Raw genomic sequence first — 13,532 nt, forward strand, 5'->3', positions numbered from 1 at the left:
TTCACGCACAGTGAGCGCCATGGAGAGCCAAGAGGAAGCCCCGAAGCGGCGTCGGGGCGGGTGGCGGGTGCTGGTCGCCGCGGTGGCGGGGTGTGCCGTGCTCGGCGGGGCGCTGGTGCTGGTGCCGTGGGGGCCGGGCGGGACCCGGGCGCCCGAGCTGGCGCCGGGGGCGCAGGCGCTGGCCGCGGTCACCACGGGGGTGGCGGCGGCGCTGCCCGATCTGGCGGTGCTGATCGACGAGCGCAAGACCCACCTGCGCACGCATCCCGGGGACGCTCAGGCGTGGGCGGTGCTGGGGGCGGCGTATGTGGAGCAGGGGCGGCGGACCTCGGATCCGGCGAACTATCCGAAGGCGGAGGAGGCGCTGCGCAGGTCGCTGAAGCTTCGGGAGAAGAACGCCGAGGCGCTGGACGGCATGGCGGCGCTGGCGAACGCGCGGCGGGACTTCCGCGCGGCGCGGAACTGGAGCGAGGCGGCACTGAAGGTCGACCGGGGGCGGTGGACGACGTATCCGCAGCTCATCGACGCGCACACGGGGATGGGTGACTACAAGGCCGCCAAGCGGGCGCTGGACCGGCTGCTGGAGCTGCACTCGGGGCCGGCGGTGCGGGCGTGGGCGGCGGGTGTGTACCGGGACCGGGGCTGGCGGGAGGACGCGGCGGCGGCGCTGTCGGACGCGGCGGCGGCCGCCGAGGCCCCGGCCGAGCGGGCGGCGTATCTGGAGCGGGGCGGGCAGCTCGCCTGGGAGCGCGGCGACCTGGAGGTGGCGCTGCGGCTCTTCCAGGAGGCGGTACGGCTCGACCCGGACCAGCGGGCCGCGCTCGCCGGGCAGGGGCGGGCGCTGGCGTCGCTGGGCCGTACGACGGAGGCGCTGAACGCCTACCGGGTGGCCTTCGCCAAGCAGCCGGATCCCCGGTACGCGCTGGAGCTGGGCGAGTTGTACGAGTCGCTGGGGCTCGGGCAGGCGGCGGGGGTGCAGTACGACCTGCTGCGGGAGCGGGCGGCGCGCGGGGCGGCCGGCGGGGTGGACGAGGAGCTGGTGCTGGGCCGCTTCGAGGCGGATCACGGCGACGCCGACTCCGCGGTGCGGCGGCTGCGGGCCGAGTGGCGCAGGCAGCCGGGGATCGCGGTGGCCGACGCGCTGGGGTGGGCGCTGCACCGGTCCGGGAAGGACAAGGAGGCGCTGAAGTTCGCCCGCCGGGCGACCGACAGGGCGAAGGGCGGTGGGGTGCGCAGCGCCCTGTACTCGTACCACTTGGGGATGATCGAGCGGGAGCTTCAGATGCCGGGGGCGGCGCGGCGGCATCTGCGGGAGGCGCTGCGGATCAATCCGCGGTTCTCGCCGACGCGGGTGCCGCTGGCCGAGGAGGCGCTGGAGGAGCTGGGGGAGCCGTCGTTGGAGGACGTGCCGGACATGGACTCGAAACCGGAGGAGGACTGAGGCGGTCGTGCGGATGCCCCGTGGCACCCGCACGACCTTCGGTGGCTCAGTCGGCCGTCACAGGTTTCCGCGCTTGGCCTGCTCGCGCTCGATCGCCTCGAACAGGGCCTTGAAGTTGCCCTTGCCGAAGCCCATCGAGCCGTGGCGTTCGATGATCTCGAAGAAGACGGTCGGGCGGTCCTGGACCGGCTTGGTGAAGATCTGCAGCAGATAGCCGTCCTCGTCGCGGTCGGCGAGGATCTTCAGCTCGCGCAGGGTCTCGACGGGGACGCGGGTGTCGCCGACCCACTCGCCGAGGGTGTCGTAGTACGAGTCGGGGGTGTCCAGGAACTGCACGCCGGCCGCGCGCATGGTGCGGACCGTGGCCACGATGTCGTTGGTGTTGAGCGCGATGTGCTGGACGCCGGCGCCGCCGTAGAACTCCAGGTACTCGTCGATCTGGGACTTCTTCTTGGCGATGGCGGGCTCGTTGATCGGGAACTTGACCTTGAGCGTGCCGTCGGCGACGACCTTCGACATCAGCGCGCTGTACTCGGTCGCGATGTCGTCGCCCACGAACTCCTTCATGTTCGTGAAGCCCATGACCTTGTTGTAGAAGCCGACCCACTCGTTCATGCGGCCGAGTTCGACGTTGCCGACGCAGTGGTCGATGGCCTGGAAGGTGCGCTGGGCGGGCGGCTCGACCATCGGCGCGGCGGCGACGTAGCCGGGCAGGTAGGGGCCGTCGTAGCCGGTGCGCTCGACGAGGGTGTGGCGGGTCTCGCCGTATGTCGCGATGGCGGCGAGGACGACCGTGCCGTGCTCGTCCTTGACCTCGTACGGCGCCGTCACCGAGCGGGCGCCGTGCTCCAGCGCGTAGGCGTAGGCACGGCGCGCGTCCGGGACCTCGATCGCGAGGTCGACGACGCCGTCGCCGTGCTCGGCCACGTGCTGGGCGAGGAAGTGGCCCCAGGGGGTGGCGGGCTTGATGACGGAGGTGAGGACGAAACGGGCGGAGCCGTTCTCCAGGACGTAGCTCGCGGTCTCGCGGCTGCCGTTCTCCGGTCCGGAGTAGGCCACGAGGCGCATGCCGAAGGCGGTCGAGTAGTAGTGCGCCGCCTGCTTGGCGTTGCCCACGGCGAAGACGACCGCGTCCATTCCCTTGACCGGGAAGGGGTCGGCCTGCCGGGCGGTGTCGGGAGTGTGGTGTGTGGTCTGCGTCATAGGCGCAGCCTCACTCCGATGTGGCAAGGTGCGCAATAGTTCGCGTATTCACTGGGCAATATGACCAGTGCGGTGCCCGATTCTGCGGGCTCTCTGTACAGGATGACCACCCCACCGGGAGGCTGCCGTGGCGATCGATCATCTGGACGGACGGATCATCGTACTGCTGGCGCGCGAGCCGCGGATCGGGGTCCTGGAGATGTCCCGGCGGCTGGGGGTGGCCCGGGGGACCGCGCAGGCTCGCCTCGACCGGCTTCAGTCGAACGGAGTCATCCGCGGATTCGGTCCCGAAGTGGATCCGGCCGCCCTCGGGTATCCGGTCACCGCCTTCGCCACGCTGCAGATCCGGCAGGGGCAAGGGGCCGACGTACGGGCCCACTTGGCGACCGTGCCGGAGGTGCTGGAGCTGCACACCACCACCGGCACCGGGGACATGATGTGCCGTCTCGTGGCGCGTTCCAACGCCGATCTCCAGCGTGTGATCGACCGGGTTGTCGGTTTCGATGGGATCGTCCGGGCCGCCACCGCGATCGTGATGGAGAACCCCGTTCCACTGCGGATCATCCCGCTGGTGGAGCAGGCGGCGCAGGACCCGGAGACGTAGCCGACCCCAGGGTGGTGTGCGTGTGAACTTCTGGGAGTACCTGGGCAACCGCCACCAGCAACTGCTCGCCGACGCCTATCAGCACGCCAGCGCCGTCTTCCAGTGCATGGTGGTGGCGACCGTGCTCGGGGTGCTGATCGGTGTGGTCACCTACCGCAGCGAATGGGCCGGCAACCTCGCCACCCTGACCACCTCGGGCATCCTGACCATCCCGTCGCTGGCCATGATCGGTCTGCTCATCCCGATCGTCGGCCTTGGCGTGCCGCCCACGGTGATCGCCCTGACGCTGTACGGGCTGCTGCCGATCGTGCGCAACTCGATCGTCGGGCTGCGCGGCGTCGACCCGGCCCTGGTGGACGCGGCCCAGGGCATCGGGATGTCCCGGTTCATCCGGCTGCTGAAGGTGGAGCTGCCGCTGGCCTGGCCGCCGATCCTGACCGGGATCCGGGTCTCCACCCAGATGCTGATGGGCATCGCGGCCATCGCGGCGTACGCCTCGGGACCGGGCCTGGGCAATGTGATCTTCCGCGGTCTCGCCTCGCTGGGCAGCTCGAACGCGCTCAACCAGGTCCTCGCGGGCACGCTCGGGATCATCGTCCTGGCCCTGCTGTTCGACGCCGCCTACGTCCTGATCGGACGGCTGACCATCTCCAGGGGGATCCGTGTCTAGGGGGATCCGTGTCCGATGACGTGTCCAGGGGCGGGCACCACGGCGCCGCCATCGAGCTGGAGAACCTGAGCAAGCGGTATCCGGGCAGTGCGCAGCCGGCCGTGGACAACGTGAACATGGAGATCAAGGCGGGCGAGGTCGTCATCTTCGTCGGCCCCTCCGGCTGCGGGAAGTCGACCACGCTGAAGATGATCAACCGGCTGATCGAGCCGACCGGTGGCCGTATCCGCATCGGCGGCGAGGACGTCACCGACATCGACCCGGTGAAGCTGCGCCGCAAGGTCGGCTACGCGATCCAGCAGGCCGGCCTGTTCCCGCACATGACGGTCGCGCAGAACATCGCGCTGGTACCGAGGATGATCGGCTGGTCGAAGGCGCGGATCGGGTCGCGGGTCGAGGAGCTGCTCGACCTCGTCGGTCTCGACCCCGGGGAGTTCCGCGGCCGGTATCCGCGCCAGCTCTCCGGCGGGCAGCAGCAACGCGTGGGCGTGGCGCGGGCGTTGGCGGCCGATCCGCCCGTGCTGCTGATGGACGAGCCGTTCGGCGCGGTCGACCCGATCACCCGTGACCATCTCCAGGACGAGCTGATCAGGCTGCAGCACGAACTGCACAAGACGATCGTCTTCGTCACGCACGACTTCGACGAGGCGATCAAGCTCGGCGACCGTATCGCGGTGCTGCGCGAGCGCTCGCACATCGCCCAGTTCGACACCCCGGAGGCGATCCTGACCAACCCGGCGGACGACTTCGTGTCCGGGTTCGTGGGTGCCGGGGCGGCGCTGAAGCGGCTGAACCTGACCCGCGTACGGGATGTGGAGGTCACCGACTATCCGACGGTGAACGTCGACGACCCGCTCCAGGAGATCTTCAACCGGCTCCGCGCCGGCGGCACCAACGAGATCCTGCTGCTCGACAAGCGGGGCCGGCCGTACAAGTGGCTGCGGCGCGGCGATCTGATGCGGGCCCGGGGTTCGCTGGCCCGGGCCGGGACGCTGGTGACGGACACGGTGACCCGGGACGCCACCCTGCGGGACGCCCTGGAGGCGGTGCTCACCGACAACGCGGGGCGGGCCGTGGTGACCGGGCGGCGCGGTGAGTACACGGGCGTCGTCGACATGGAGACGCTGATGAACTCCGTGCACGAGCTGCTGGAGGCGGACCGGCTGGAGGCCCTGGAGGCACAGCACGAACTGGAGGGGGCGCGGGCCGGCCTGACGCACGCCGAGCAGGAGGGACCCGGAGGGGAGAAGAAAGCGTGAGCACTCCCGAGGCCCCGAGGACGTCCCGGGTGCGGGAGCGGGACGGGGAACCCGAGGCTCCCGGCACCGCCGAACCGACCGAGACCGAGGAGACCCCCTCCCCCGCCACCGCGAAGCCCCCGGCCCGCAAGCTGAGCTGGCAGCGGCTGACCATCGTGCCCGCGATGCTGGTGGCGATGCTGCTCGCCACCTGGCTGTGGTTCCAGCAGGCCGACCTCGACCCGGTATCCGAGAACGCGCTGGCGGACGGTCAGGTCTCCCAGGCCCTGTGGGAGCACATCGAACTCACGGCGATCTCCACCTTCTTCGTGCTGATCATCGCGATCCCGCTGGGGATCCTGCTCACCCGGCGGACCTTCCGCAAGGCGACCCCGGTGGCCATCGCGATCGCCAACATGGGCCAGGCGACCCCGGCGATCGGCCTGCTCGCCCTGCTGGTGATCTGGCTGGGCATCGGCCGCAAGGCGGCCCTGATCGGCATGATCGCCTACGCCGTCCTGCCCGTGCTGTCCAACACGATGGCCGGCATCAAGGCGAACGACCCGACGCTGCTGGAGGCGGCGCGCGGCATCGGCATGTCGCCGCTGGGGGTGCTCTCGCGGGTGGAGCTGCCGCTGGCGGTGCCGCTGATCCTGGCGGGCGTGCGCACGGCCCTGGTCCTCAACGTCGGGACGGCGACCCTGGCGGTGTTCGGCGGGGGCGGCGGCCTGGGCGTGCTGATCACCGCCGGCATCACCAACCAGCGCATGCCGGTCCTGGTCCTGGGCTCGGTCCTCACGGTCGCCCTCGCCCTCCTTGTGGACTGGCTCGCGTCGCTGGCGGAAGTGCTGCTGCGGCCGCGGGGGCTGGACCTATGAGGCGGCGTACGGTCGTGGGGGCGGCGGGCCTGCTGGCGGCGGGGCTGCTGGCGGCGGCCTCGGGGTGCGGCCTGACCAGCGGCTCCCCCATGGTGGACGACGTGGGGCCCGGGACGATCGGGCGGGGCGAGCCGCTCAAGGGCGCCGAGCTGACGGTGACGTCGAAGTCGTTCACCGAGCAGCTCATCCTCGGCGCGATCATGGGCATCGCCTTCGAGGCGGCCGGCGCGGATGTGCTCGACCGCACCGGCATCCAGGGGTCCATCGGCAGCCGGGAGGCGGTCAGGAAGGGCGACGCGGACGCGGCGTACGAGTACACGGGGACGGCCTGGATCACGTACCTGGGCCACAGCGATCCCATCACCGACCCGCACGAGCAGTGGGAGGCGGTGCGCAAGGAGGACGCGGCGAACGGGATGACCTGGCTCGCGCCGTCCGCGCTGGACAACACGTACGCGCTGGCGATGAACCAGGAGAACCACAAGAGGTACGGCACGAACAACCTCTCCGAGGTCGCCGCGCTGTCCAAGTCGAACCCCGGCGCGGTGACGCTGTGCGTGGAGGTCGAGTTCGCCAACCGGGCGGACGGGCTGCCCGGCATGCAGAAGGCGTACGGGATGGACCTCCCGACGCGGAACATCACCCAGATGGACACCGGCATCATCTACACCCAGGCGGCGAAGGGGAGTTGCACCTACGGCGAGGTCTTCACGACCGACGGCCGCATCAAGTCCATGAACCTCGTGGTCATGGACGACGACAGGCACTTCTTCCCCAACTACAACGCCGCCCCGGTGATCAACACCAAGACCCTGAAGCAGTGGCCGGCCATCCCCGAGATCCTCGACCCGATCACCAAGAGGCTGAACAACACGGTCGCGCAGGACCTGAACGCGAAGGTGGACGTGGACGGGGAGGATCCGCATCAGGTGGCGTTGGACTGGATGAAGGAGGAGGGGTTTGTGAAGGGGGGCTGAGGGGCTGAGGCGTCGACTCTCTGCATCATCGATTCACCCTGGCGCATCATGATGCACCCTGCCTATGCTTGTGCGTATGAGGACAACAGTGGACCTCCCCGAGGAGATCATCCAGGAAGCCAAGCTGCGGGCCGCACGCCGGCGCGTCACGGTCAGTGCGGTGATAGAGGATGCGTTGCGGGTGTCGTTCGCGCGGGATGTGACGGCGGCAACGAATATCGCCAAGCTGCCCACGTACGGAACCGGCGGGGTACGTCCTGGAGTCGACCTCGACAACAACGCCGCGCTCCTCGATCTCATGGACGGTCTCGAGTGATCTTCTGCGACGTGAACGTCCTTGTGTACGCCTTCCGCAAGGACCTCGAACAGCACGCGGCGTACAACCCGTGGCTCACCGACCGGCTCCAGGGCGACGAGCCCGTCGCCCTCAACTCGGTGGTGCTCAGCGGCTTTGTGCGCATCGTGACGCACCCCCGGATCTACCGCGATCCGGCACCGACAGACGCGGCCCTGGACTTCGTGCAGGTGCTGCGGGACGCGCCGACCACCATCCCGCTGGTCGAGGGCCCCCGCCACTGGGAGATCTTCGACCGGCTCTGCCGCAAAGTCGGCGCCCGCGGCAGCCTCGTCCAGGACACGTACCTCGCTGCCCTCGCCATCGAGGCGGGCGCGACCTTCTACTCAGCCGACCGTGACTTCGCCCGCTTCCCTGGCCTCCGCTGGCAGCACCCCCTGGAAGAAACCTGACCCACCGAGCTGCTGAGCCGGTCTCCCAACGGAACCGAGCCCGGCTCAGCAACTCGGCACGCTCCCCTTCCCCGACTCCAGCGCCTCCAGCGCGCTCACCGCCCCCTTCAGCGTGGTCACCGGCACCAGGCGCAGCCCCTTCGGCAGTTCCGCCTTCGCGTCGCCGCACTCCTCCTTCGGGACCAGGAAGACCGTCGCGCCGTCCCGCTTGGCCGCCTGGGTCTTCAGGGACACGCCACCGACCGCGCCGACCTTGCCGGCGGGGTCGATCGTGCCCGTGCCGGCGATCACCCGGCCGCCGGTGAGGTCGCCGTCGCCCAGCTTGTCGATGATGCCGAGGGAGAAGAGGAGACCGGCGCTGGGGCCGCCCACGTCCGCGAGTTTCAGGGTGACCTTGATGTTCTGGCCGTTCAGGTCGAGGTGGTTCAGCGCGGCCTGGGTCGCGTCGTCCTGGGACTCCTTCATCTGCTCGGTGTTGTACTGCTCGATCTCCCGGGGACTGCGCCCGCTCGGATAGACCGAGTCACGCGGCATGACCGCCTTGTCGGTGCGGAACCACGAGTCGATCACATCGCCGAGCCGCACGTCCGCGTCGGGCGAGGTCGCCTCGATCGTCGTCATCCGCAGCTCACCGCGGGTGTCCCGGGTCGGCGCACCGGAGACCGTGATCACCGGGTCGCCCCGGTTCTCGCCCAGCACGTCCGCCGTGAGACCGGGCTGCGTCAGCGAGAACGGCAGCGGCGCGAAAGCGGCCGTGGCGAGCAGGGCCACGACGGGCAGGGCGCAGACGGCGACGGCCCGGGGGCGCGTGAGACGAGTGAACACGGAATCAATCTAACGTGGCGACGAGTTCCGGCCAGGCGCAGGTCGGAGCTGCCAAGGGTGCCCCATTCAGGTCACATACAGGTCTCGCCGCTCTCTTCCGAAGCGCCGTAGCGCCTCCGGCAGCGGCTCCACCCCGATCCCCGGCGACCGCGGCACCGGCAGATGGCCGTCCGCCAGCACGAACGGCTCCGTGATGTCCTCGGCGAAGTAGCGGCCGGACGCCGAGGTGTCCCCGGGCAGGGTGAAGCCGGGCAGGGCCGCCAGCGCCAGGTTCGGTGCCCGGCCGATCCCCGTCTCCAGCATGCCGCCGCACCACACCGGCACCCCGTGCGCATGCGCCACGTCATGCACCCGCCGCGCCTCCAGGTAGCCGCCGACCCGCGCGGGCTTGACGTTCACGACCCGGCACGCGTCCATCGCGATCGCGGACGCGGTGTCGCCGGCGCTGTGCAGGGACTCGTCCAGGCAGACCGGCGTCGCGATGCGCTGCTGGAGGCGGGCGTGGGCGTACAGGTTGTTCTCCGCCAGCGGCTCCTCGATCAGCAGCAGCCCGAACTCGTCCAGCCGCCGCAGATGCTCGGCGTCCGCGAGCGTGTACGCCGTGTTGGCGTCGACCTGCAGCGGCAGCTCCGCCCCGAACCGCTCGCGCACGGCCCGCACGGGTTCGAGGTCCCAGCCCGGCTCGATCTTCAGCTTGATCCGGACATAGCCGTCCGCCAGATAGCCCTCGACGTCGTCCAGCAACTCGGCGAGCGTCCGCCTGATGCCGACCGACACCCCGGCCGGCACCCGCTCCCGCACCGCCCCGAGATAGGTGGCCAGCGGCATCCCGTACGACCGCAGCTCCGCGTCCAGCACCGCCGTCTCCAGCGCCGCCTTCGCCAGCTCGTGCCCCTTGATCCTCGCCATCGCCGACGCGAGGTGGGCCGTGTCGAGCACGGGGAGCGCTGCGACGCGCGGCAGCAGGAAGTCGCGCAGCACCATCTCCGCGCCGGCCACGAACTCGGAGCAGTACAGCGGCTCGGGGTCGGCCGCGAACTCCGACCAGCCCTCGGCCGAGTCGGTGACCACCCGCAGCAGGAAGGTGTCCTTCGTCGTCATCGTGCCGAAGGACGTACGGAAGGGGCTGACCAGCGGGATCGCCACATGGACGAGCTCGGCCCGTTCGAGTTTCACGCGGTGGCCTCCCGGCGGGTGAGCGTGTACCAACCGTCCCGGGACATACCCGTCGCGAGGAAGCCGTCGGCGAAGGCCTTCGTGAACACCTCCCGCACGGCCCGCCGCCAGGCCAGCGCCAGCGCGGGATCGGCGGCCCGGACCCGCACTATGTCGTCCGGCACCCGGCACCAGACGCGCCGGTCGTCCAGGGCACGGCAGGCGAGCGGCCCGCCGTCGGGCGCGCGGTGGGTGGTGGGCGCGCAGTCGCGGTCGGGCGTCTCGTCCGGCCTCGGTCTCGGTCCCGGCGAGGAGGCCGAGTACGACGGTGCGGGCCCGGTCAGGTCCCAGGTCACCGCCAGCCGGTCGCTCTCGTCGCCGTCGTTGACGCCGTCCGCCATCGGCCCGTAGAAGTCGACGAGGTAATCGGTGCCGACGGCGCCCAGCTTGACCAGGTTGAACCTCGCGTTGCGCCCGACCAGCGGATCGAACGTCCACCGCATGATCCGCGCCCCGCGCTCCACCGCCCACGCCCGCTGAGCCTGCTTCACCTCGAGCCCGAGCCCCTGCTCGGCCGCGGCGACCAGCGAGTACGCCTCCCTGGACGCGGGCGGCCCGAACACCGCGACGGCCGCCCCGGCCAGCCGCTCCCCGTCGTAGGCACCGTGCACCGCCCCGCCCGCGTGAACGAGACTGTGCAGCACTTCGGCCGGGTACGGCGGGGTACTACGGGGCGTCTGCCATACGTCGCTGAAGTAGTCGGCGACGGCGGACAGCCCGGTGACGTCGTGGACGGTGCGAATGTCGGCGGAGGTCATGTACCGAGTGTCGCCAGGCCCCGGCGACTCTGCCTAGGGCGCCGCACAGCCACGTCCCGGCACCCGCCCTGCCGCCGCCCGGCCACCTCCCGGCACCCGCCCGTACCGCCGGACCTGTGCCGGAGGTGTCGTCCGGCGCGGCGGCCCGTCAGCGCAGCGCCTCCGCGACCTCCTTGGCCGCGTCCATGACCCGCGGCCCCACCCGCTCCGGCACGGAGTCGGCCAGCATCACCACACCCACGCTGCCCTCGACACCGGTCACCCCGAGCAACGGCGCGGCGGCGCCGCTCGCGCCCGCCTCCAGTTCGCCGTGGGTCAGGGTGTAGCCGGGGTCCTGCATCGGCTGCTGCCGGGCGGCGAGTATCGCGCGGCCCGCGGCACCGCGGTCCAGGGGGTGCCGGAAACCGGCGCGGTAGGCCACGTGGTAGTCGGTCCAGGTCGGCTCGACGACGGCGACGGCCAGCGCCTCGGTGCCGTCCACCAGCGTCAGATGCGCCGTCGCCCCGATGTCCTCGGCGAGCGAGCGCAACGCGGGCAGCGCGGCCTCGCGTACCAGTGGATGCACCTGTCGGCCCAGGCGCAGCACCCCGAGCCCGACGCGGGCGCGGCCGCCGAGGTCACGGCGTACGAGTGCGTGCTGTTCGAGGGTGGCGAGCAGCCGGTACACGACGGTCCGGTTCACGCCCAGTTTGTTGGAAAGCTCGGTGACGGTCAGCCCGTGGTCCGTATCGGCCAGCAGTTTGAGGACACGCAGTCCCCGATCGAGCGTCTGAGAGGTCTCCGCGGTCACGACGCCCACTCCTTAGTGGTGAGGTCGGCGGCCTCATCGCGGCGGGTGCGTCGCCGAGTCCCGTTCGGCGACGCGCTTCAGAGGCCGCCGATCGGTCTGCGGTCCGGCCTTCCGGACCGCGTCGCTTCACGGCTGCGCTCCGCGGCGGCGCTGCCACGGGGCGTGTGCGTAGGCGGACATTAGCGAAGCCGGTTCGCTGAGCGGAAGGCTCCGTCCAGAATCCGGGCATGGGTCGGTACGGACCACCACCGTTTGCCCTGATACGTACGGCGCGTATGACGGGGCCCCGCGCCGGGACCTCACCGCATGCGCGTGGCCCACTCCTGCACCTTGGCGATCCGCTGCCTGAGCTGCCCCGCCGTCGCCTCCGCGCTCGGCGGCCCGCCGCACACCCGCCGCAACTCGGTGTGGATCACACCGTGCGGCTTGCCGCTCTGATGGACGTAGGCCCCGACCATCGTGTTGAGCTGCTTGCGCAGCTCCATCATCTCCTTGTGCGAGACGACGGGCCGCCGCTCGGCGGGCAGCTCCAGCAGGTCGGCCTCGGCGTCCGGCTTCTTGCGGCTGTGCGCGATCTGCCGCGCCTGCCGCTTCTGGAGCAGGAGTTGGACCTGGTCGGGCTCCAACAGCCCGGGAATGCCGAGGTAGTCCTGCTCCTCCTCACTCCCCGGGTGGGCCTGCATGCCGAACTCGGCGCCGTCGTAGAGCACCCGGTCGAAGACGGCGTCGGACTCCAGCGCCTCGAAGGGCAGCATGTCCTGCTCGCCGGTGTCCTCGTCCTGCTGCTTCTCGGCCTCCTGAAGGAGCTTGTCCTCCTCGGCGTACGGGTCCTCCTCGCCCTCCTTCTTCGGCTTGTCGAGGGCGTGGTCGCGCTCGACCTCCATCTCGTTGGCGAAGGTGAGCAGATCGGGGATGGTCGGCAGGAAGACGGACGCGGTCTCGCCGCGCCGCCGGGACCGTACGAAACGGCCGACGGCCTGGGCGAAGAAGAGCGGCGTGGAGATGGTGGTGGCGTACACCCCGACGGCGAGCCGGGGCACGTCGACGCCCTCGGACACCATCCGCACGGCGACCATCCACCGGTCCTGGTTGTCGCTGAACTCGTCGATCCGGCTCGACGCGCCCGCGTCGTCGGACAGCACGAGGGTCGCCTTGCTGCCGGTGATCTCCCGGATCAGCTTGGCGTAGGCGCGCGCGGAGTCCTGGTCGGAGGCGATGACGAGCGCGCCGGCGTCCGGGATGGCCTTCCTGACCTCGGTCAGCCGCTGATCGGCGGCGCGCAGCACGCTGGGCATCCACTCGCCGCGCGGATCGAGAGCGGTGCGCCAGGCCTGGCTGACGGCGTCCTTGGTCATCGGCTCGCCGAGCCGGGCGGCGATCTCGTCGCCCGCCTTGGTGCGCCAGCGCATGTTGCCGCTGTAGGAGAGGAAGATGACGGGCCGCACGACGCCGTCGGTGAGGGCGGAGCCGTAGCCGTAGGTGTAGTCGGCGGCGGACCGCCGGATGCCGGCGTTGTCCTCCTCGTACGTGACGAAGGGGATGGGGTTGGTGTCGGACCGGAACGGCGTACCGGTGAGGGCGAGGCGGCGCGTGGCCGGCTCGAAGGCCTCCAGGCAGGCCTCGCCCCACGACTTGGAGTCGCCGGCGTGGTGGATCTCGTCGAGGATGACGAGCGTCTTGCGCTGCTCGACGCGGTTGCGGTGCAGCATGGGCCGTACGCCGACACCCGCGTAGGTCACGGCGACGCCGTGGTACTCCTTGCTGAGCGGCCCGGCGCTGTACTCGGGGTCGAGGCGGATGCCGATCCTCGCGGCCGCCTCCGCCCACTGCTTCTTCAGATGCTCGGTGGGCGCGACCACAGTGACCTGCTGCACGACATGGTGGTGCAGCAGCCAGGACGCGAGGGTCAGGGCGAACGTCGTCTTCCCGGCGCCGGGCGTGGCGACCGCGAGGAAGTCACGCGGCTGCTCCTGGATGTACTTCTCCATCGCACCCTGCTGCCAGGCACGCAGCTTGCTGGCGGTGCCCCAGGGGGCGCGGCCGGGGAAGGCGGGGGAAAGGTGGTGTGAGGAGGAGGCGGCGGTGGTAGTCACGGTCTCCGTAAGGGGGTCGGGCGGCTGGGCTGGGTATGACAACCGGGCCACCTTATCGGCGGCCCGGTGGTGCCATGGCGCGGACGGCACCAC

The 13,532-nt window shown here is 70.9% G+C and carries 14 protein-coding genes; 8 read left to right on the top strand and 6 right to left on the bottom strand.

The features are described 5' to 3' along the window. Positions 1-19 precede the first annotated feature (19 nt). On the top strand, positions 20-1,441 hold the full coding sequence (locus ACP4J3_RS04875) for a tetratricopeptide repeat protein (RefSeq protein ID WP_426530727.1): 1,422 nt from the start codon (positions 20-22) through the stop codon (positions 1,439-1,441). Positions 1,442-1,498: 57 nt separating this feature from the next. Here ACP4J3_RS04875 and hppD read toward each other — a convergent pair whose 3' ends face one another. Next, positions 1,499-2,644, bottom strand: coding sequence for a 4-hydroxyphenylpyruvate dioxygenase (gene hppD, locus ACP4J3_RS04880; RefSeq protein ID WP_426530729.1), 1,146 nt, complete (start codon positions 2,642-2,644; stop codon positions 1,499-1,501). Positions 2,645-2,771: 127 nt separating this feature from the next. Here hppD and ACP4J3_RS04885 point away from each other — a divergent pair, with 127 nt between their 5' ends. From ACP4J3_RS04885 to ACP4J3_RS04915, 7 genes are all read left to right on the top strand, one after another. Next, a complete protein-coding gene (locus tag ACP4J3_RS04885) occupies positions 2,772-3,248 on the top strand; it encodes an Lrp/AsnC family transcriptional regulator (RefSeq protein WP_426530731.1) in 477 nt (158 codons plus the stop codon). Between the two features lie 22 nt (positions 3,249-3,270). Further along, positions 3,271-3,918, top strand: coding sequence for an ABC transporter permease (locus tag ACP4J3_RS04890; RefSeq protein WP_426530733.1), 648 nt, complete (start codon positions 3,271-3,273; stop codon positions 3,916-3,918). Positions 3,919-3,926: 8 nt separating this feature from the next. Then, entirely contained in the window at positions 3,927-5,177 is a 1,251-nt protein-coding gene (locus ACP4J3_RS04895; protein ID WP_426530735.1) for a betaine/proline/choline family ABC transporter ATP-binding protein, read from the top strand. Then, on the top strand, positions 5,174-6,034 hold the full coding sequence (locus ACP4J3_RS04900) for an ABC transporter permease (protein WP_426530737.1): 861 nt from the start codon (positions 5,174-5,176) through the stop codon (positions 6,032-6,034). Before ACP4J3_RS04895 ends, ACP4J3_RS04900 begins: the two co-directional genes overlap by 4 nt. After that, positions 6,031-7,011 (top strand): glycine betaine ABC transporter substrate-binding protein, encoded by a 981-nt coding sequence (locus ACP4J3_RS04905; protein WP_426530739.1) that lies wholly within the window; start codon positions 6,031-6,033, stop codon positions 7,009-7,011. The genes ACP4J3_RS04900 and ACP4J3_RS04905 overlap by 4 nt, the downstream gene beginning before the upstream one ends. A 76-nt stretch (positions 7,012-7,087) precedes the next feature. Beyond that, the gene (locus ACP4J3_RS04910; protein WP_426530741.1) at positions 7,088-7,327 is read left to right on the top strand and encodes a hypothetical protein; all 240 of its coding nucleotides are present in this window, start codon (positions 7,088-7,090) and stop codon (positions 7,325-7,327) included. 11 nt (positions 7,328-7,338) lie between these two features. Further along, positions 7,339-7,758 carry a type II toxin-antitoxin system VapC family toxin gene (locus ACP4J3_RS04915; RefSeq protein WP_426530743.1) on the top strand — a complete coding sequence of 140 codons (420 nt, stop codon included), beginning with the start codon at positions 7,339-7,341 and terminating at the stop codon, positions 7,756-7,758. A gap of 45 nt (positions 7,759-7,803) precedes the next feature. Here the strand turns inward: ACP4J3_RS04915 and ACP4J3_RS04920 are convergent, their stop codons facing one another. From ACP4J3_RS04920 to ACP4J3_RS04940, 5 genes are all read right to left on the bottom strand, one after another. Beyond that, positions 7,804-8,583: a YlbL family protein gene (locus tag ACP4J3_RS04920; protein WP_426530745.1), complete on the bottom strand. Its 780-nt coding sequence runs from the start codon at positions 8,581-8,583 to the stop codon at positions 7,804-7,806. 66 nt (positions 8,584-8,649) lie between these two features. Further along, positions 8,650-9,759, bottom strand: coding sequence for an o-succinylbenzoate synthase (menC, locus tag ACP4J3_RS04925; RefSeq protein ID WP_426530747.1), 1,110 nt, complete (start codon positions 9,757-9,759; stop codon positions 8,650-8,652). Next, entirely contained in the window at positions 9,756-10,556 is an 801-nt protein-coding gene (locus ACP4J3_RS04930; RefSeq protein ID WP_426530749.1) for a chorismate synthase, read from the bottom strand. The genes menC and ACP4J3_RS04930 overlap by 4 nt, the downstream gene beginning before the upstream one ends. Before the next feature lie 148 nt (positions 10,557-10,704). Further along, positions 10,705-11,346, bottom strand: a complete 642-nt coding sequence (locus tag ACP4J3_RS04935) for an IclR family transcriptional regulator (protein ID WP_426530751.1) — start codon at positions 11,344-11,346, stop codon at positions 10,705-10,707. Between the two features lie 299 nt (positions 11,347-11,645). Next, entirely contained in the window at positions 11,646-13,439 is a 1,794-nt protein-coding gene (locus ACP4J3_RS04940; protein ID WP_426530753.1) for a DEAD/DEAH box helicase, read from the bottom strand. Positions 13,440-13,532: the final 93 nt, after the last annotated feature.

Source organism: Streptomyces sp. UG1, from assembly GCF_049974585.1.
In the GTDB taxonomy this organism is placed as follows: Bacteria; Actinomycetota; Actinomycetes; order Streptomycetales; family Streptomycetaceae; genus Streptomyces.

Excerpts from the sequence above, each read along its gene's own strand:
- hppD (WP_426530729.1), bottom strand. The coding sequence starts at position 2,644 with ATGACGCAGACCACACACCACACTCCCGACACCGCCCGGCAGGCCGAC.
- ACP4J3_RS04875 (WP_426530727.1), top strand. The coding sequence starts at position 20 with ATGGAGAGCCAAGAGGAAGCCCCGAAGCGGCGTCGGGGCGGGTGGCGG.
- ACP4J3_RS04910 (WP_426530741.1), top strand. The coding sequence starts at position 7,088 with ATGAGGACAACAGTGGACCTCCCCGAGGAGATCATCCAGGAAGCCAAG.
- ACP4J3_RS04905 (WP_426530739.1), top strand. The coding sequence starts at position 6,031 with ATGAGGCGGCGTACGGTCGTGGGGGCGGCGGGCCTGCTGGCGGCGGGG.
- ACP4J3_RS04930 (WP_426530749.1), bottom strand. The coding sequence starts at position 10,556 with ATGACCTCCGCCGACATTCGCACCGTCCACGACGTCACCGGGCTGTCC.